At 69.9% G+C, this 18,238-nt stretch carries 14 protein-coding genes; 7 read left to right on the top strand and 7 right to left on the bottom strand.

Annotation, left to right across the window (positions count from 1 at the left end):
- Nucleotides 1-13 precede the first annotated feature (13 nt).
- The gene (locus ITJ68_RS03790) at nucleotides 14-1,189 is read left to right on the top strand and encodes a glycoside hydrolase family 1 protein (RefSeq protein ID WP_228504720.1); all 1,176 of its coding nucleotides are present in this window, start codon (nucleotides 14-16) and stop codon (nucleotides 1,187-1,189) included.
- Between the two features lie 96 nt (nucleotides 1,190-1,285).
- Here the strand turns inward: ITJ68_RS03790 and ITJ68_RS19475 are convergent, their stop codons facing one another.
- Nucleotides 1,286-2,491 carry an ankyrin repeat domain-containing protein gene (locus ITJ68_RS19475; protein ID WP_194659969.1) on the bottom strand — a complete coding sequence of 402 codons (1,206 nt, stop codon included), beginning with the start codon at nucleotides 2,489-2,491 and terminating at the stop codon, nucleotides 1,286-1,288.
- A gap of 72 nt (nucleotides 2,492-2,563) precedes the next feature.
- On the opposite strand from ITJ68_RS19475, the gene galE reads away from it, so the two are divergent.
- A complete protein-coding gene (gene galE / locus ITJ68_RS03800; protein ID WP_194659970.1) occupies nucleotides 2,564-3,592 on the top strand; it encodes a UDP-glucose 4-epimerase GalE in 1,029 nt (342 codons plus the stop codon).
- 41 nt (nucleotides 3,593-3,633) lie between these two features.
- On the opposite strand, the gene ITJ68_RS03805 is transcribed toward galE, so the two are convergent.
- The gene (locus ITJ68_RS03805; RefSeq protein WP_194659971.1) at nucleotides 3,634-4,791 is read right to left on the bottom strand and encodes a glycosyltransferase; all 1,158 of its coding nucleotides are present in this window, start codon (nucleotides 4,789-4,791) and stop codon (nucleotides 3,634-3,636) included.
- A gap of 29 nt (nucleotides 4,792-4,820) precedes the next feature.
- Nucleotides 4,821-5,585: a glycosyltransferase gene (locus ITJ68_RS03810; protein ID WP_194659972.1), complete on the bottom strand. Its 765-nt coding sequence runs from the start codon at nucleotides 5,583-5,585 to the stop codon at nucleotides 4,821-4,823.
- A gap of 84 nt (nucleotides 5,586-5,669) precedes the next feature.
- Here ITJ68_RS03810 and ITJ68_RS03815 point away from each other — a divergent pair, with 84 nt between their 5' ends.
- The 4 genes from ITJ68_RS03815 to ITJ68_RS03830 are packed head-to-tail and all read left to right on the top strand — an operon-like array spanning nucleotide 5,670 to nucleotide 10,990.
- Nucleotides 5,670-6,974 carry a hypothetical protein gene (locus tag ITJ68_RS03815; RefSeq protein WP_194659973.1) on the top strand — a complete coding sequence of 435 codons (1,305 nt, stop codon included), beginning with the start codon at nucleotides 5,670-5,672 and terminating at the stop codon, nucleotides 6,972-6,974.
- Entirely contained in the window at nucleotides 6,971-8,524 is a 1,554-nt protein-coding gene (locus tag ITJ68_RS03820; protein ID WP_194659974.1) for a hypothetical protein, read from the top strand. Before ITJ68_RS03815 ends, ITJ68_RS03820 begins: the two co-directional genes overlap by 4 nt.
- The gene (locus tag ITJ68_RS03825) at nucleotides 8,521-9,531 is read left to right on the top strand and encodes a glycosyltransferase family 4 protein (RefSeq protein ID WP_194659975.1); all 1,011 of its coding nucleotides are present in this window, start codon (nucleotides 8,521-8,523) and stop codon (nucleotides 9,529-9,531) included. Before ITJ68_RS03820 ends, ITJ68_RS03825 begins: the two co-directional genes overlap by 4 nt.
- Before the next feature lie 43 nt (nucleotides 9,532-9,574).
- On the top strand, nucleotides 9,575-10,990 hold the full coding sequence (locus ITJ68_RS03830; protein ID WP_194659976.1) for a polysaccharide biosynthesis tyrosine autokinase: 1,416 nt from the start codon (nucleotides 9,575-9,577) through the stop codon (nucleotides 10,988-10,990).
- 3 nt (nucleotides 10,991-10,993) lie between these two features.
- On the opposite strand, the gene ITJ68_RS03835 is transcribed toward ITJ68_RS03830, so the two are convergent.
- The 4 genes from ITJ68_RS03835 to dnaK form a co-directional block, all read right to left on the bottom strand.
- Nucleotides 10,994-11,404: a heat shock protein transcriptional repressor HspR gene (locus ITJ68_RS03835; RefSeq protein ID WP_194660187.1), complete on the bottom strand. Its 411-nt coding sequence runs from the start codon at nucleotides 11,402-11,404 to the stop codon at nucleotides 10,994-10,996.
- Nucleotides 11,405-11,519: 115 nt separating this feature from the next.
- Entirely contained in the window at nucleotides 11,520-12,530 is a 1,011-nt protein-coding gene (locus ITJ68_RS03840; protein WP_194659977.1) for a DnaJ C-terminal domain-containing protein, read from the bottom strand.
- Between the two features lie 41 nt (nucleotides 12,531-12,571).
- On the bottom strand, nucleotides 12,572-13,201 hold the full coding sequence (locus tag ITJ68_RS03845; RefSeq protein WP_071279674.1) for a nucleotide exchange factor GrpE: 630 nt from the start codon (nucleotides 13,199-13,201) through the stop codon (nucleotides 12,572-12,574).
- 3 nt (nucleotides 13,202-13,204) lie between these two features.
- Complete coding sequence (dnaK, locus tag ITJ68_RS03850) at nucleotides 13,205-15,076, bottom strand: molecular chaperone DnaK (RefSeq protein WP_194659978.1); 1,872 nt, start codon at nucleotides 15,074-15,076, stop codon at nucleotides 13,205-13,207.
- An 850-nt stretch (nucleotides 15,077-15,926) separates the two neighbouring features.
- Here dnaK and ITJ68_RS03855 point away from each other — a divergent pair.
- Nucleotides 15,927-18,238, top strand: a 2,312-nt coding sequence (locus tag ITJ68_RS03855) for a hypothetical protein (RefSeq protein WP_194659979.1), incomplete at its 3' end; no start/stop codon positions are given.

The following is an 18,238-nucleotide window of genomic DNA, read 5'->3' on the forward strand; positions in this document are numbered from 1 at the left end:
CATCATCGTTTCGCTGCACTTCCCCGACGGCTTCCTCTGGGGTGCCGCCACGGCTGCCCACCAGATCGAGGGCAACAACGTCAACAGCAACTGGTGGGTGCACGAGCACGAACCGGACACCACGATCGTCGAGCCCTCCGGCGACGCGGCCGACAGCTACCACCGCTACCGCGAGGACATCCGGATCGCCGCCGACCTCGGCCTGAACTCCTACCGGTTCAGCATCGAGTGGTCACGCATCGAGCCCGAGCGCGGGTTCGTCAGCCGCGCCGAGGTCGACCACTACCGCCGCATGGTCGAGGCCTGCCACGAGTCCGGCATCGAGCCGATCGTCACCCTCATGCACTTCACCGTGCCGCGCTGGTTCGAACGCGACGGCTTCTGGCGTGCCCCCGACGCCGCCGACCTGTTCGCCCGGTACACCGAGGCCGCGCTCCCCGTCGTGCAGGACGGCGTCCGCTACGTCTGCACGATCAACGAGCCGAACATCGCCGCGATGCTCGCCGGCGGCGAGGACGCAGCCAACCTGGTGGCCTTCGGCCTGCCGAACCCGGACCTGCAGGTGGCCGACGCTCTGCTGGCCAGCCACAAGCGGTCGCGCGAGGTCCTGGGACAGGTGTCGGGCCTCCAGTCCGGGTGGACCATCGCGACCCAGGCGTTCCAGGAGACCGACCAGCCGGGCTCGGCCGAGAAGCTCCGCGAGTACGGGTACCCGCGTGACGACTGGTACCTGGAGCAGTCCGCGGGCGACGACTTCGTCGGCGTCCAGGCCTACACACGCACGTTCATCGGCACCGACGGCCCGCTGCCCGTCTCGGACGACGTCGAGACCACGTTGACCGGCTGGGAGTTCTGGCCCGAGGCCGCTGCGGCCGGCATCCGCAGCGCCTGGGAGCTGTCCGGTCACGTGCCGGTCATGGTCACCGAGAACGGAATCGCCACCGCGGACGACACCCGCCGCATCGCCTACACGCAGGGTGCGCTCGAGGGCGTCCACCGCTGCATCGAGGACGGCATCGACGTCCGCGGCTACCAGCACTGGTCGCTGCTCGACAACTACGAGTGGGCGTCCGGCTTCCGGCCGACCTTCGGTCTCGTCGCGTGGGACCGCGAGACCTTCGCGCGCACCCCGAAGCCCTCGGCGCACTGGTACGGCGGCGTCGCGTCCGCCAACGCCCTGACCGTCTGACGGGAGGCTCGTCCCGCGTCCGTCGCGCCGGCTCGGTCCGGCCGTGGCCGGCCCCGGTGCCTCGTGTCGGGTGCCCGGTCGGGTCGGGTCGGGTCGCTAGTCGGTCGCGTCCGCGGCGAGCAGGGCCGTGATCGCGCCGTCGCGGAGGAGCCCAGCGCGGTCCGCGGCGGTGGAGCCCTCGTCGTCCTCGGCGGCACGGTCCACGTCCAGGGCGAGCACCGCGCGGACCGTGTCCACGTCCGCGGAGTCGACCGCCGCGATGAGCAGGGTCGCACCGCGCGAGCCCCGGGCCCGGACGTCGGCACCCGCGGCGGCGAGGGCCCGCACGACCTCCGCGTGGCCACCCCATGCAGCGCGGACGACCGGGGTGGTGCCGTCACTGTCCCGAGCCTCCAGGTCGGCGCCCGCCGCGATCAGGACCCGGAGTGCCCGCCGGGCGTCGCGGTCGACCGCCAGCGTCAGCGGCGTCCGCCCCTCGGAGTCCACCAGGGCGAGCGTCGCCCCGCGGCGGAGGAGCTCCTCGAGCATCTCGGGCCGGTCGAACCACGCGGCGGCGTGCAGCGGGGCGAAGCCCCATCGCGGGTCGACGTCGTCGACGTCGCTGGCGTCGTCGGCGAGGTGCAGCCCACCGAGGTCGCCGTACGCGGCGGCGCGGACGCCCTCGGTCGCCCACTCCACCCAGCCGTCGGGCACCGGGCCGTGCCAGCCGCGTGTCGGGCGGTCGCCGAGCACGTCGTAGTCGGACTCGTCGACGCTGCGCACCGAGACCTGGGCGTCCCGGAACCGGATCGCGACCTCGCCGACGGGGGAGACGAGCAGCCGCAGTTCCCAGGCGTCCGCACCGGTCACGTGGTCGAGCTCGCCGCGGGCGATGTGGGCGTCCCCGGCCAGCACCGCGCCGGCGTCCACGTCGGGCGGGTCGATCACGGCGTCGTCGAAGCGCAGGGTCACACGGGCATGGTTCCAGCGCCGCCAGAGTCCGTCGGCGGTGTCGAGCACCTCGTCGTTCCGGACGACGACCTCGGCGTGCACGACCACCGGGTCGGGCAGGCCGTGCCCCGGGATCGCGGTGGTGTCGGTCGTCCCGTCGTCTGCCGCGTCCGTCGGGGCATCAGAGGCGTGTCGGTGTGCCGCTTCGCTGCGCAGGGTCGCGACCCGGGCGTCGGTCCAGCGCACGGTGGCGAGGGCTGCGACCGGAGGAGGAGCGTCCACGAGCAGCCGTGCGATGTGCTCGGGCTGTCCGTCGAAGTCCTCGAGGGACACGTAGCCCACCGAGGGCCAGTTCACTCGACTCCAGCGCACGGGGTCGACACTACTGCCCTAGCTCAAGACGTACCGTGGTGTTGCAATATCACATGTTGGTACACTGGTTTGATGTCCGTTCTCCTGCGCCCTCTGAAGACCGTCCTCGTCACCGGCGCGGCCGGCTACATCGGCTCCCACGTCGCTCGTGTCCTCCGTGACCGGGGTGATCGCGTCGTGACCCTCGACGACCTCTCCACCGGCGCAGCGCGTCGGCTCGGTGCCCCACTCGACCTCCGGGTCGACCTCGCATCTGCCGCCGCGTCCGACGTCCTCGAGCGGGGGCTCGTCGACCACGGCGTCACCGACGTCGTCCACCTCGCTGCCATGAAGCAGGTCGGCGAGTCGATGGCGTTCCCGACGCGCTACATGGACCGCAACGTGGGCGGCCTCGTGACCCTGCTCGCCGCGATGGAGCGCGTGGGTGTCGATCGCCTGGTGTTCTCGTCGTCCGCCGCGGTCTACGGCGAGACGACGGAGCCGCTCGTGGCCGAGGACCACCGCTGCGCGCCAGCCAACCCGTACGGGCAGTCGAAGCTCATCGGCGAGTGGATGACCGAGAACGCGGCACGGGCATGGGGCCTGCGTGCGGCGAACCTGCGCTACTTCAACGTCGCTGGCGCCGGGTGGCCGGAGCTCGCGGACGACGGCGTCGCGAACCTCATCCCGATCGTCCTCCGGGCGGCGCGGCAGGGTCGGACCGTCCCGGTGTTCGGGACCGACCACCCGACACCCGACGGCACCTGTGTCCGGGACTTCGTCCACGTGCTGGACCTCGCCCGCGCGCACGTCGCCGCGCTCGACCACCTCGAGTCCACCTCGGGTGCCCACGCGTTCAACATCGGGACGGGGACCGGCACGTCCGTCCGCCGTGTGGTGGAGATCGCCGAGGCGGTCACCGGCATCCGGATCGCGACGCAGGACGCCCCCGCACGGTCGGGCGACCCGGCGATCGTGGTGGCCGATGTCGAGCGTGCGGTCCGACTGCTCGACTGGTCTGCGAGCTGCTCGATCACGGAAGCGGTGTCGTCGGCGTGGTCGGCCGCGGGTGCATCGGAGCGTCACGAGCCGTCGGCGCTCGTCGGGCTGCCGGCCGCCTGATGCGGCGGATGCCCGTCCCGCGCCAGGACGGGCATCCTGTCTCAGCGGGGCCTGGCGTCCAGGAAGTACTGCGCGCACCGTTCCCAGACACCGGTGCGGTCGAAGTGCTGCTCGACCTCGTCACGACCCGCAGCACGGAGACGCGCACCGAGCGCCTCGTCACCGAGCACGCCGCGGAGTCCTGCGGCGAGCGCGCGGTGGTCGCCCGTGGGCACGACCACGCCGGTCTGCCCGTCGACGACCAGGTCCCGGATCCCGGTGCAGTCGGTCACGACCACGGGGATCCCCGTCGCCCAGGCTTCGAGGACGACGGTCGGCAGCCCCTCGCGGTGGGACGGCAGGCAGAACACGTCGAAGGCGGCGAACACCTCCGCCGGGTCCGTCAGGTTCCCGGTGCTCGTGACCCACGGCCTGCCGAGGAGTCCACGGACGTCGGCGTCCAGCGCGTCCGTGCCCTCGTCGGGTCCGATCAGGGCGAGGCGGAGGGGCAGGCCCTCGTCCCGGAGTGCCGCGACCGCCCGGACCAGCTCCTCGATCCCCTTGTCGCGGGTGACTCGTCCGACGAACCCGACGACGAGTTCGTCGGGACGGACACCGAGCGCACGACGTTGCTCGCGGCGGAGTGCGGCGTCCTCACCGATCCGGCGAGCACGCTGCCCGTCGACCCCGACCACTGACCCCTTCCCGATGACGTCGACGCGCGCCACGTCGACCCCCAGTTCCGCGAGGCGCGAGCGCAGCCCGTGGCTGACCGCGACCGTGTGCGTCGACAGTGCCAGGGCGAGCCGCTCGGTCATCAGGAGGAACCGGCGGAACAGTCCGCTCGTCGTCTCCAGCCGGAGGCAGTGCAGGACCTGGATCCTCACCGGCACGCGGCAGATCCGCGCCGCGAGGCCGGCGAGCAGGGTCGCCTTCGGGGTGCCGTAGACGACGCGGTACGGCCGGAGGCGTCGCATCAGCGCGATCAGCTGGACCAGTCCGCGCAGGTCGGCGATGGGCGACGGTTCGCGCTCGAGCGAGATGACGTGGGAGTCGACGCCCTCGCGCGCCCGGACGCGTCCGAGCCGTCCGGTGTCGTCGGACGCGACGCGCACGGGCGCCAGCTCCGTGGAGTCGAGGTACCGGAGCTGGTCACGGAGCATGACGTCGAGCGCGATGTCGGTCTTGACGATGAGCGTGCCGGAACGTGGGTGGGTCATGGCGGGTCCTCCTGAGGTCGTCGTTCGGGTCAGCGGGTGAGGTATCGCGGGCGGCGCAGGCCCCAGTGGCGGGCCGACTGCGACGCGGTCCACGCGAGGTTGCGCAGCGTCTGGCCGGCGACGGACCGGCCGAGGTGGCGCGCGAGGGCGAGGCGGGAGGCGCGGATCCGCGTCGCTGAGGCGCTGAAGGGGCTGGTCTCCCGGCTGTGCATCGTCGCGTGGACGCGGTACCGCGTGAGGCGTCCAGGGAGGTTCGTCACGCGTCCGACCCGTGCGAGACGGAGCCACAGGTCGTAGTCCTGCATCCGGACGCATCGGGTGTCGTACCCGCCCACGGACACCAGTGCCGAGCGCCGGATGAGGACGGAGGAGTGCACGACGAGGTTCTTCCGGAGCAGCCCCCTCGCGAGGTCGGTGCCGGCGGGGGGATCAATGGCCCCGACGGTGTTCCCGGCGTCGTCGATGACCGTGGCGGCGGTGCCGACGGCGACGATGCCGGGGTCGGCGTCGAGGAGCGCGACCTGCGCGGCGACACGACCTGGTTCGGCCAGGTCGTCGGCGTCGAGGCGGCCGATGAACTCGCCACGCGCGACGGCCGTGCCGGCGTTGATGGCGGCGGCGGACCCGGAGCGCTGCGGCAGCGTGACGGTCCGCACGCACTCGTGGCGGGGCATCCCGGTGGTGTCCTCGACGCCGTCCAGCACCACGACGACCTCGAGTTCCGCGGTCTGCGCGAGCAAGGACTGCAGGGCTGCACGGAGCCAGTCGTCGACACGGACGGTGGGGACGATCACGGACACTCTCGGCGGTGTGGACATCGTTCGAGTATGACATATCAGATGCTATGCTCGATGTTCCCGTCCTGATCAGGAGACCACGTGCCTTCCACGAAGTGGCGAGCTGTCGCCCAGCGCTCTGCGCACCTGCTCCGCGTGACGCTGCCGGCGTTCGGCGGACGCGGCGTGCAGTTCCTCGCGCTCGCCGCCATGGCTGCCGTCGTCTCGCCGGCCGACTACGGTCGGTTCTCCACCCTCCAGGTGCTCGTCTTCGGCCTCGCGAGCATCACCGCGTCCTCGATGGGGGCGTCGTCGAACGCAGCGGCTGCCCGCGCCACACGCGACGGTGCCCTCGGGGTGTGGGCCATCCTCGCCACGCTGCTCCGCGCACGCCGTCGCGCCCTGCTCGTCAACCTCGTGGTCTCGTCGCTCGCCGTGCCCGTCGGGTACTTCCTCGTCGTCGGTGTCACCCCCGAGCGGCTCCCGATGCTCGTCGCCATCGGGGTCATGAGCGCCGCGCTCCCGGTCGGCGAGACCGTCGTCGCGGTGCTCGCCGGCAGCGGCCGGTACCGCACCGCGTCGTGGACGGACGCGGTCCGGGCCGTCGCCGGTGCAGCGCTCGCGCTCGTCCTGGGGGTGGTGTCCGGCCCGTGGTGGGCCACGGTCGGACTGCTCGCGACCGACGTCCTGATCGCGGTCGCCGCCATCGTGCTCGCCACGAACCACCGGCGGGCGACGACGACCCTGACGGGGCTTGCGGGCCCTGCGCCTGCAGCTCCGGACCGGTCCGCGGACGGACTGCACGCCGGTCTGGTGGCGAACGTCCTCGGTCAGGTGGCCAACTGGGTGGTGCTCTGGGCGATCGGAGCGATCGGTGGTGCCCTCGGGCTCGGCGCGTACGGCGTCGCACTGCGCTTCGCCTCCGTCGTGACGCTCGCCCCGGTGTACTTCGGCAAGACGGTCATCGGACAGCTGGCCGCCCCAGGGCTCTCCGCGAACCAGTGGACGCCGCGGTCCTTCGTCGGGATGCTCGCCGGGCTCTCCGTCGTCGGCTCGCTCCTGGCTGCAGGCGTGATGGCCCTCGGGTTCCCGTCGCTCACCGACCGCTACGACGGACTCTGGTGGATGCTGGCCGCGGTCCTCACGGCGACGTCGCTCCGAGCGGTGCTCATCGGCCTCGGGCAGGTCTGCGTCGCCCAGCGGCGGTGGCGGACCTGGGTCGTCGCCGATGCGGCGAGCCTCGTGGTGACGGTCATCGGTGTCCTCGTCGCCTCCGTCGGGCCGACCGGCATGCACGGCGCCGTCCTCGTCGTGCTGGCGTCCGCCGTCGCCAACGTCGCGGGCATCGCGACGCGCTTCGTCGGACTGCGCAGGCCGACCAGCCGGGTCCCGGAGACTGTCCGATGACCGAGTCCGACGTGGTGCGGTCCAGCCGTGCCACGGTGCACTGGCTGCTGCGCGGGGTCGTCGTCATCGCGGCGACGCTCTCCCTGGCACAGGCCTGCCTCGTCGGGGGTCCTGCCGGTCCCTTCGTGCTCCCCGTCCTCCTGCAGTCCGTCGTCGTCCTCGCGGGCATCGAGGTCTCCCGGGCATCGCGGACCGGTCTGCGCGTCGACGCGCTGACGCTCTTCCTCGGGTGGGAGTCCCTCCGTGGCTGTGTCGCGCCCGTCATCATCCAGTGGTTCGGGTCCGGCGGGAACTTCTTCTGGCGCCCCGGCACCTACGCGGACGCGACCGTCGTCCTGTACCTCGGTCTGGCGTTCGCGGCGACGGTGGTCGTCACGCGAGCGACCGCCGGGGCCCTGGCCGCCGCGGCGGGCGACCGGACACGTCGGGCGACGGGAGCCGCCGTGCGGTCCCCACTGGTCACGGTGCCACCGCTGGTCGACGGACCGCTCACGCCCGCGGTGTTCATCGCGCTCGGCCTGGTCGGTCTGGTCCTCCGGTTCCCCGACGTCGCATCGGTCACGTCGTTCCTCGCCGGTGACATCGACGGCCTGCAGCGGAACGACGTCGTACCGAAGGGACCGATCACCTTCTTCTCCGAGGTCGCTCGTCCCCTCCTCTTCATCGGTCTCGCGATGCTCATGCGGAAGCGGCACCGCGCGGGCTCGTCCACGTGGTGGCTCGTGCTCCCGCTCCTCGGCTCGGTCGTGTTCGCGCTCGGCTCCTACGGACTCCGTCGCGCCGTGATGGCCTTCGCGGTGATCGCGCTCGTGTTCGTCCTCCTCGACCGGAGCAGCCGGCGCATCCGCCTGGTCCCGTCGGTCGCTGCCGTGGCGGTGCTCGGGGCGTTCTTCTTCGGCGCCGGCACGCTGAGGTCGACGCTCTGGCTCGAGCGCACCGGTCTCGAGGCGCCCGAGGTGGGCGTCGTCCCGGCGCTGCAGTCGGTCCTGGTGTACGCGGCCAGCCCGATGCAGCTCTCCGGGGCGATGCCGTGGGCCGCGGAGACCGGCGCCTTCACCCCGTGGACGTTCGTCCTCTCCCTGCTCGGCCCGGTGCCGGGGATCCCTGACGAGTGGCGACTGCAGTCAGGCGTCGCCCTGTTCAACCACGCGGTCTACCACAGCTTCGTCGGCCGGGACCAGCTCGTGCCGACGTGGTTCGAGGGCTACCTGTCGTTCGGTGTGCCCGGGGTCTTCGGGGTGGGGCTCGTCTTCGGTCTGCTCATGCTCCTGAGCGACCGGATGCGGACACGGCTGCAGTCGTTCCCCGCCGCGTACGCAGCGGCCATCGTGGCGCTCTGGGTGTCCCAGCCGAGCGCCGTCGGGACGTACTCGATCTTCCAGAACCTCCTCTGCTACGCCCTCCCACCGCTCTTCCTCGTCGCGGTGGGGTCGGTGCTCCCCTCGCGTGCGCTCGGCCCTCGCCAGCCGTTCGTCCCGACGACCGCGGTCGAACCGGCCCCTCCGCGACACCAGACCACTCGTTCCCTCACCGGAAGGCCCACCACATGAAGGTCCTCATGCTCAGCGGCATCTTCGCCCAGACCCAGGAGTACCGCGCCACGCACATGGCAGAGACGCCCGACTCGCTCCTCGCGGCCGGGCTCGCACGGGCCGGCGTCGACGTGACGACCGCGGCGCCGCGCTTCCGCGGGGACTGGAGCCGCTACGACGTCGTGCACCTCAACCACCTGATGAACGCGTGCGTGCGGTCCCTGGTCACGCCGAGCGCGCGCGTCGTCTTCACACCGCACTTCAGCGGCTGGAAGCCCGTGCACCACCGGATCGCGCTCCGCGCCACCGAACGTCGGGCGGACCGTGTCGTGGTCTTCACCGAGGACGAGCGTCGGCGACTCGGTGGCCGGATCGCCGAGGACAAGGTCGTCGTGATCAGGAACGCGCTCGACGTCGAACACTTCTCGGCGGTGCCGCGGGTCCGTCCCGCCGCGGGGGAGCCCTGGGAGCTGCTGTACGTCGGTCAGCTGGTCGAGTTCAAGCGCGTGCACCTGGCGCTGCGGCTCCTGCAGCGGATCCGACAGTCGGGCGACCGCGCAGTCCTCCGGGTCGTGTCGCACCGGGAGACGCTGCGGCTCGAACTCGAAGCCGAGGCTGAGCGGCTCGGTGTCGCGCAGGACGTGCACTACGTCGGCTCCCGCGACCGCGCCGGCATCGGCGAGGAGATGCGTCGCGCGCACATGCTCGTGCTGCCGTCGTACCGCGAGGGGCAGTCGACCGTGGCGGGAGAGGCCGTCATCAGCGGTCTCCCCGTCCACATGTTCGACGTCGCCGCTGCCTGCGAGCAGGTCCCGGTCGGCCACGAGCTGCCGGCCGTCGAGGACGTCGAGCGGTGGCTGACCCTCGGCTGCGAACGTCTCGTCGACTACGAGCACCAAGCCCGGACGTTCCTCGCCCAGGCGCCCGTCGAACGGGAACTGCTGTCGCTCGACCGAGCCGTCCGGGAGCACATCGAGCTCTACGAGCACGTGGTCGAGCAACGTCCTGCCGCTGCGTCAGCGTAGTGATATACAATGTTTGCAATACCGACCTGATCAGAGGAACCCGATGGACTTCGAATCGATCATCCGCATCCTGCGCCGAGGATGGCTCGTGCTCCTCGCCGCGACCCTGGTCGGTGGCGCGGGGGGCTGGGTCCTCGCCGCTGTCCAGGAGCCCACCTACGAGGCCTCGACGTCGCTCTACGTGTCGGTCCCCGGCGCAGCGAACTCCTCGGAGCTCGCGCAGGGCGGGACCGCGGCCGAGCAGAAGGTGCAGTCCTTCGCCAACGTCGCGGTGAGCGCCAGGGTGCTCCGACCCGTGATCGAGGACCTCGGCATCGACACCACGCCGGAGCGCCTGGCGAAGCGGGTCTCTGCGCAGTCGCCGATCGACAGCGTGCTCGTCAACGTGACGGTGTCGGACGACGACCCGGAGCGGGCGGCGGCGATCGCGAACGGGATCGGGACGAGCCTGGCCCACGTCGTGACCGACGAGCTCGAGGAACCCGTGGAGGGCACGAGTCCGTTCCGGATCAGCACGATCGAACCAGCCGTCGCGCCGACCACGGCATCGTCACCGAAGCCGGTGGCCAACGTCGCCGGCGGCCTGGCGATCGGGCTCCTGCTCGGCTTCGCGATCGCGGCGCTGCGTGCGACGCTCGACAACCGCCTGGACTCCCGCGCAGACGTCGAGTCGATCAGTGGCGCACCCGCCGTCGGGGAGATCCCCTACGACAAGTCGATGCGGCAGGACCCCCTGATCCTGCGGGGGGAACCAACCAGCCCCGGCGCCGAGACGTTCCGCCGCCTCCGGATGAACCTGCAGTTCCTCGAGATCGGGCGACCGACCCGGAGCTTCGTCGTCACGTCCTCCATCCCGGGCGAGGGCAAGACGACCACGATCGCCAACACCGCACTCGCGCTCGCCGAGAACGGTCTCCGGGTGGTCCTCGTCGACGCCGACCTCCGTCGGCCGCGCATCGCGGACGTCATGGGCGTCGAGGGCTCCGCTGGTCTGACCGACGTGCTCATCGCCCGCCTGGAGCTCGACGACGCCCTGCAACCGTGGGGCCGCGACGGGTTGGCCGTCCTGCCGTCCGGGGCCATCCCTCCGAACCCGACCGAACTCCTCGGCAGTGACGCGATGGCCGCCGTCATCGCTGAACTCGAGCGCCGTTACGACGTCGTGCTCGTGGACGCCCCGCCGCTCCTGCCGGTGGCCGACGCCGCGGTGCTCACGAAGCTGACGGGCGGCGCACTGCTCGTCGCCTCGATGCACCGGACCACGCGGAAGCAGCTGGCCGGCGCCCGAGCGGCGCTCGCAGACGTCGGGTGCGCCGCAGTCGGGTCGATCATGACGATGGCGAAGCCCGCCCGACGGTCTGCGTACGACTACCGGTACGACGCCGCGTCGGGGCCGGAACGGCTCGTCGTCGACCCGGACACGGGTGGTCGCCACTCACGACCGGTGCAGGGGACCTGACGGTCAGTGCGGTCCGCGGTACAACACGATCTGCGTGTTCCGCTGCGGCCGGGCACCGGCGCGCAGTGAGATGGCCGCACCACTGGCCGTCGCCGCGAACACGCGTGCACCCGGGCGGCTGATCAGCTGGTCCGCGAGCGCCCGCTCGAGTTCGCGCACCCGGTCGCGCAGCGTCTTGTTCTCGTTCTCGAGTTCCAGCACCCGCCGGATGCCCTCGAGGGACACCCCCTCGGAACCGAGCCGCGCGATCTCGCGCAGCTGCACGACGTCCCGCATGGAGTACCGACGCGACCCACCGCGCGTCCGCCCCGGCACGACCAGGCCGAGCCGGTCGTACTGCCGCAGCGTCTGCGGGTGCATCTCCGCCAGCTCCGCGGCGACCGCGATCGCGAAGACGGGCGAGTTCTCGTCCATGTCGGTCATGGGGTTGTCCTTTCCGTCGTTCGCGTGGTCCTGGAAACCAGACTGGAGGCTCGGTGCGGTTCCTGACGGAGCCGCACCGAGCCTCCAGTCGGTTCTGCTGGTGCTGCTAGCTGCGCGCCTTGGCGAGCAGGTCCTCACGGGGGTCCTCGTCGGGCAGTGCGGCGGCGAGTGCCTCGACGGCATCGCGTGCCTTGTCCGACAGGTGCGAGGGCACCGCGACCTGGACGGTGGCGAGCAGGTCGCCCGTGCCGTCCTTCGTCGCGACGCCGCGTCCCTTGACCCGGAGGACCCGACCGGAGGGCGTGCCCGGCGCGACCCGGAGCTTGACGGGCTCGCCGCCGAGCGTGGGCACCTGGATCGTGGCACCGAGCGCTGCCTCGACGAACGTCACGGGGACATCCACGCGGAGGTGCTGCCCGTCGCGCTCGAAGACCGGGTGCTTGCGGACGTGCACGAGCACGACCAGGTCACCGGCGTCGCCGCCGTCGGGCGAGGGCTCGCCCCGACCACGCAACCGGATCTTCTGCCCGTCGGCGACACCCGCCGGGATCCGGACGTTGACCGGCCGGCCGTTGCCCTGCGACAGCTTGATCGTGTCGCCGGCGATGGCCGTCGTGAAGTCCAGGGTCGTCGACGCGGTGACGTCACGGCCCTTGGACGGACCACCGAAGCCGCGGTAGCCGCCGGAGGGCTGGCCGAAACCAGCCCCGCCGGCGCCGCCACCGAACATGCCGCCGAGGATGTCCTCGAAGCCGCCACCCTGGCCGAAGCGGACGCGCTGTCCGCCGCCGCCGGGCTGGCCGCCGCCACCGAACATCCCGCCGAAGACGTCCTCGAACCCGCCGCCCTGACCCGGGCCACCCGCGGTGAAGCGGGCGCCCGAACCCATGGCACGGACCTGGTCGTACTCGGCGCGCTGTTCCTTGTCGGAGAGCACCGAGTAGGCCTCGCTGATCTCCTTGAACTTCGCCTCGGCCGCAGCGTCACCCGGGTTGGAGTCCGGGTGGAACTGCCGCGCGAGCTTGCGGTAGGTCTTCTTCAGGTCGGCGTCGGACGCCTTCTTGTCGACGCCGAGGACCGCGTAGAAGTCCTTGTCGAACCAGTCCTGACTGGCCACGGCTACCTACCTTCTTCTTCCATGTCCGAGCGCTCCCCGGCTCAGGCCGGGACCGCCACGGCGACCTTGGCCGCACGGATGACGCGCTCACCGAGCTTGTAGCCCGGCTCGACGACGTCCGCCACGGTCTGGCCGGTGGCACCCGGGGTGGGGAGCTGGACGATCGCCTCGTGGATGTTCGGGTCGAAGGCCTCGCCCTTCTCGCCGATCTGGACGAGCTTGAACTTCTCGAAGCCGCCACGGATCTTCTGGCCGATGACCTGCATGGGCCCCTCGGTCAGGTCGCCGTGCGCCTCGGCGCGGCTCAGGTCGTCGAGCGCCGGCAGGAGTGCACGGACGACCTCGGCGATCGCGACCTCGCGGTTGGCCTCGCGGTCACGCTCGACGCGCTTCCGGAAGTTCACCAGTTCGGCCTGCGCACGGAGCATGTCCGTCCGCATCTCGGCGACCAGGTCGCGGTCGCTCGCGGACAGGCCGTCCTCGGCGATACCGCGGGCGGCGTCGTCGAGCAGGGCCTGGTCCTCGGGGCTCAGGTCGCTCGGCACCTCGACGTCGGGACCCTCGGCCTCGATGAGGTCCTCCGGCTGCTCCGCGTTGGTGGCGTCGCCCTCGACCTGGGGCTCCGGCTCGTTCTGGACGTTGTCGTCGTTGGCGTTCTTCTCGTCAGCCATCGCTTACTTCTTGTCCTTGTCGTCCTCGTCGTCCACGACCTCGGCGTCGACGATGTCCTCGTCGTTGCCGTCCTGGGGCTGCTCGCCGGCACCCTCAGCGCCCGGAGCACCGGCAGCGCCGGCGTCCTGCTGGGAGTAGATGGCCTGGCCGAGCTTGCCCTGCGACTCGTTGAGCTTGTCGTAGGCGGTCTTGACCGCGTCGTCGTCGTCACCCGCGAGGGCGGACTTCAGCGCGTCGACGTCGGCCTGCACCTCGGACTTGACGTCCGCGGGGAGCTTCTCGTCGTTCTCCTTGATGAGCTTCTCGATCGAGTAGACGAGCTGCTCGGCCTGGTTGCGACGCTCGTTGGCCTCGCGACGGGCCTTGTCCTCGGCCGCGTGCTCCTCGGCTTCGCGGACCATGCGCTCGATGTCCTCCTTCGGCAGCGAGGAACCGCCGGAGATGACCATCGACTGCTCCTTGCCGGTGCCCTTGTCCTTCGCGGACACGTGCACGATGCCGTTGGCGTCGATGTCGAAGGTGACCTCGACCTGCGGCACGCCACGGGGAGCCGGCGCGATGCCGGTGAGCTCGAAGGTGCCGAGCGGCTTGTTGTCGCGGGTGAACTCGCGCTCGCCCTGGAAGACCTGGATCGCGACCGACGGCTGGTTGTCGTCAGCGGTCGTGAAGGTCTCGCTGCGCTTGGTCGGGATCGCGGTGTTGCGGTCGATGAGCTTCGTCATCAGGCCGCCCTTGGTCTCGATGCCGAGCGAGAGCGGCGTGACGTCGATGAGCAGGACGTCCTTGCGCTCGCCCTTGAGGACACCGGCCTGCAGCGCGGCGCCGACGGCGACGACCTCGTCCGGGTTCACGCCCTGGTTCGGCGACTTGCCACCGGTCAGCGACTTGACGACCTCGGCCACGGCGGGCATGCGGGTCGAGCCACCGACGAGGACCACGTGCGCGATGTCGTTGACCGACACGCCCGCTTCCTTGATGACGTCGTTGAAGGGCTTCTTGGTGCGGTCGAGCAGGTCAGAGGTCATCTGCTCGAACTGGGCGCGCGAGATGGTCTCGTCGAGGTTCAGCGGGCCGTTGGCCGTCAGCGTCAGGTACGGGAGCTGGATGTTCGCCGACATCTGCGACGACAGTTCCTTCTTCGCCTGCTCGGCGGCTTCCTTGAGGCGCTGCTTCGCGATCTTGTCCGTGGACAGGTCGACGCCGTGCTCGTCCTTGAACTTCTTGACGAGGTAGTCGACGATGCGCTGGTCCCAGTCGTCGCCGCCGAGGCGGTTGTCGCCGGACGTCGAGCGGACCTGGATCGTGGAGAAGTCGTCGTCCTTGCCCACCTCGAGCAGGGAGACGTCGAACGTGCCGCCACCGAGGTCGAAGACCAGGATGAGCTCGTCTTCCTTGCCCTTGTCGAGGCCGTAGGCCAGAGCGGCCGCGGTCGGCTCGTTGATGATGCGGAGGACGTTGAGTCCGGCGATCTCACCGGCGTCCTTCGTGGCCTGGCGCTCGGCGTCGTTGAAGTACGCCGGCACGGTGATGACCGCGTCGGTGACGTCCTCACCGAGGTACTGCTCGGCGTCGCGCTTGAGCTTGCCGAGGGTACGGGCCGAGATCTCCTGCGGCGTGTACTTCTTGCCGTCGATGTCCGTCGTCCAGTCGGTACCGATGTGGCGCTTCACGCTGGCGATGGTGCGGTCGACGTTCGTCACGGCCTGACGCTTCGCGGTCTCACCGACGAGGACTTCCCCGTCCTTGGTGAACGCGACGATCGACGGCGTGGTGCGGAGTCCCTCGGCGTTGGCGATGACCGTGGGCTCGCCGCCCTCGAGCACGCTGACGACCGAGTTGGTGGTTCCGAGGTCGATGCCTACTGCACGTCCCATGTGTGGGTGCTCCTTCTTGCTAGGGGTAAGTCGTTGGACTTGCGTCCGATGGACTCAACTCTACTCAGGCCCGCCTGGACGTCAAGTCGAGGAGGCAGAAGTTGCGTCGATCAGGCTCAACTCTCAGTTTCCACATGAGGATGGGTCTGGCCGTCCGTTCGTATTTCACATGATATTCTTGATACACACGTTGCGCCATGGGTGGCGCAGCTGCTCCCTTCCCGCAAGCCGTGCACGATGCGGCCTGTCCTGAAAGATGCACATGTCTCACAAGAAGAGGGCCTCGACTGCCCTCAAGTCCATGGGTGCGGCCGGGCTGGCCGCCGCCACAATCGTCAGCGGCCTTTCCTTCGGTGCCGCTCCCGCATCTGCTGTGGACTCAAGCAAGGCAGTAGGAACTCGTATCGCAGCGCCACCTACCGGAACGGTCGTTCCTTTCGCGGCCCCGCGGGCGAACGGCACTGCGTTCTACTCACCCAACACGGAGTGGAGGGAATCGTCCACACTTACTGGCGCCATCTCGAGCGCATCGAAGCTGCGCGTCGAGCGGGTGCCGAACTCCGATTTCTTCTTCCTGCGCTGGACCTCTGGCGAATGGAATGGTTACTGCCTCTCCGCGAACACGACCGTGTACAACGACACGGTCAGCATGAGTAGATCGAAATCCTGCTCGGAAGCCGACTATTGGCAACTCGATGCTCAGGGCAGGCTCTCTCTGTTGTCGAAGCCAGGCAAGTACATGGTCACCGAAGGGCTCACGTACATGGGCTTCAAATACGTCGCGGTAGGCACATCCGGGCATGCAGCGAGGCTTCCGGGCCTCAACAACCTGCGCGCTCTGACTGCGTCAGTGAAGTCGCAGAGCAACATCACCAGGACCGCTGTGCTGCAGGGCACGGCGACCCCGGGAGCGCGGATCGAGGCCAAGGGCAAGAGCACGACGGCGGATCCGACCACCGGTGCCTGGGAACTGACAGTCGATGACCTCACGGCAGGTGCGAACGCGATCAACGTGGTCCAGAGGGTCGACAACAGCACCGTCGACAATCAGGACATCACCGCCACGATCGTCGAGGGTGGCGGACTCTTCGGCATCGACCAGGGCCCGGTCGAGCTCAAGCGTGGCGCGACCACGAAGGTGCCGTTCGTCGTCGAGAACCGCGTCTCACGCACCGACACCAAGGGCACCGTCGTGCTGACCGCTCCGGACGGCGCGACCTTCTCCGAGCAGGACACCGTCCAGGGCTCCTGGCGACGCGTCGGCAACACCGCATGGAACGCCTCCACCTCCATCCCGCTCACCAACGGCCGCCTGTCGAACGACAACACGACGCTGACGTTCGACGCGGACTGGACCAGCGAGCGTCCGGCCGACCAGCAGTACCGCTTCATGGTCGACGTCACCGCTGGCGACGAAGCTCCTGAGGAGCCGAGCGCCATGGACTTCGTCTTCAGCGGCACGAGCAGCACGAACGACTTCCGTGCCGAAGGCACGACCACCACCAGGATCGGGGCGCCGGCGCAGACACCGCTGGAAGCGAAGGTGGACTCGGTCGACAACGTCAACAAGACCGCGGTCGTCTCGGGCACGGCGACGAAGGGCGCCACGGTGGCCATCGGGGACGAGTCCGTCGAGGTCACGAACGACGACGGCTCGTGGACGCTGACGGTCGGCGGTCTGGAGTACGGCGACAACACACTGCACGTCGTGCAGACGATCGGCGGCCAGGAGTTCGACTCGACGGACGTCGTGGCGAAGGTCGACGGCATCAACCGTGACTTCACCGTCGCGACGCCGGAGAACGACTCCGAGCACAAGGGCGAGTCGGTCACCTTCTCGGGCAACGGCCGCGCAGGGGAGACCGTGCGCGTCCACGTGACGAACTTCGACAGCGCCGACGTCACCGCGAAGGTGGACGACGACGGGCACTGGTCGGTCTCGCGGTGGATCGGGACCGGCATGTACGTCTTCGACGTCACGCAGACGAACGCTGCCGGCTCGGTCACGGGTGAGGTCCGCGGCCTGACCATCAACAAGCCCGCTGACGAGGACCCCGTGAACCTGCCCTGGGCGGTCACGGCGCCGGAGTCCGGTTCCGAGCACCGCGGTGAGATGGTCACGTGGACGGGTACGGGCAACGCTGGCGACACCGTGTCCTTCACCCCGAAGAACCCGGAGCAGTCGGCCTGGTCGACGGTCGTCAAGAACAACGGCACCTGGAGCGTGGACCACTTCGCGGGTACCGGGGCCTACGACATCGACGTGGTGATGAAGAACGCGGCCGGTTCGGCCACTGGCGAGTCGAAGAACGTGCTGCTGAACCAGTCCGTCAACCTGCCCTTCGCAGTGACCTCGCCGGAGAGCGGCACGGACCACAAGGGTGAACTCGTGACCTTCGAGGGCACCGGCAACGCGAACGAGGAGATCTCGCTGAAGGTCACCAACTTCGAGAGCTCGTCCCCGACGCCGGTCCGCGTCGACCGCACGGGTCACTGGAAGATCGAGAAGTTCCTCGGTACCGGTGCGTACACGATCGACATCACGCAGAAGAACGTCTCGACTGGTCTGGTGACCGGCGAAGCCAAGGACCTCAAGTTCAACCAGCCGTCGGACGAGGACCCGGTGAACCTGCCGTGGGCGATCACGTCGCCGGAGTCGGGTTCCGAGCACCTCGGTGAGAACGTCACCTGGGCGGGCACCGGCAACGCTGGCGACACGGTGTACTTCACCCCGAAGAACCCGGAGCAGTCCTCCTGGACGACGGTCGTGGGCAAGAACGGCCACTGGAGCGTCAACCGCTGGGCCGGCGTCAGCGTCTACGACGTCGACGTGGTCATGAAGAACTCCGCCGACGCCATCACGGGCGAGTCCAAGAACATCGTCCTGAACTCGGTCGTGAACCTGCCCTTCGCGGTGACCTCGCCGGAGAACGGCTCGGACCACCGGGGCGAGCCGGTCACCTTCGAGGGGACTGGCAACGCGAACGAGGAGATCTCGCTGAAGGTCACCAACTTCGAGAGCTCGTCCCCGACGCCGGTCCGCGTCGACCGCACGGGTCACTGGAAGATCGAGAAGTTCCTTGGCACCGGTGCGTACACGATCGACATCACGCAGAAGAACGTCTCGACTGGTCTGGTGACCGGCGAAGCCAAGGACCTCAA

Source organism: Curtobacterium sp. VKM Ac-1395, assembly GCF_015350975.1.
Lineage (GTDB): Bacteria > Actinomycetota > Actinomycetes > Actinomycetales > Microbacteriaceae > Curtobacterium.

Bases quoted from the DNA above. Each gene is read 5' to 3' on its own strand.
- galE (WP_194659970.1), top strand. From the start codon at position 2,564: ATGTCCGTTCTCCTGCGCCCTCTGAAGACCGTCCTCGTCACCGGCGCG.
- ITJ68_RS03805 (WP_194659971.1), bottom strand. From the start codon at position 4,791: ATGACCCACCCACGTTCCGGCACGCTCATCGTCAAGACCGACATCGCG.
- ITJ68_RS03820 (WP_194659974.1), top strand. From the start codon at position 6,971: ATGACCGAGTCCGACGTGGTGCGGTCCAGCCGTGCCACGGTGCACTGG.
- ITJ68_RS03825 (WP_194659975.1), top strand. From the start codon at position 8,521: ATGAAGGTCCTCATGCTCAGCGGCATCTTCGCCCAGACCCAGGAGTAC.
- ITJ68_RS03830 (WP_194659976.1), top strand. From the start codon at position 9,575: ATGGACTTCGAATCGATCATCCGCATCCTGCGCCGAGGATGGCTCGTG.
- ITJ68_RS03835 (WP_194660187.1), bottom strand. From the start codon at position 11,404: ATGGACGAGAACTCGCCCGTCTTCGCGATCGCGGTCGCCGCGGAGCTG.
- ITJ68_RS03845 (WP_071279674.1), bottom strand. From the start codon at position 13,201: ATGGCTGACGAGAAGAACGCCAACGACGACAACGTCCAGAACGAGCCG.
- dnaK (WP_194659978.1), bottom strand. From the start codon at position 15,076: ATGGGACGTGCAGTAGGCATCGACCTCGGAACCACCAACTCGGTCGTC.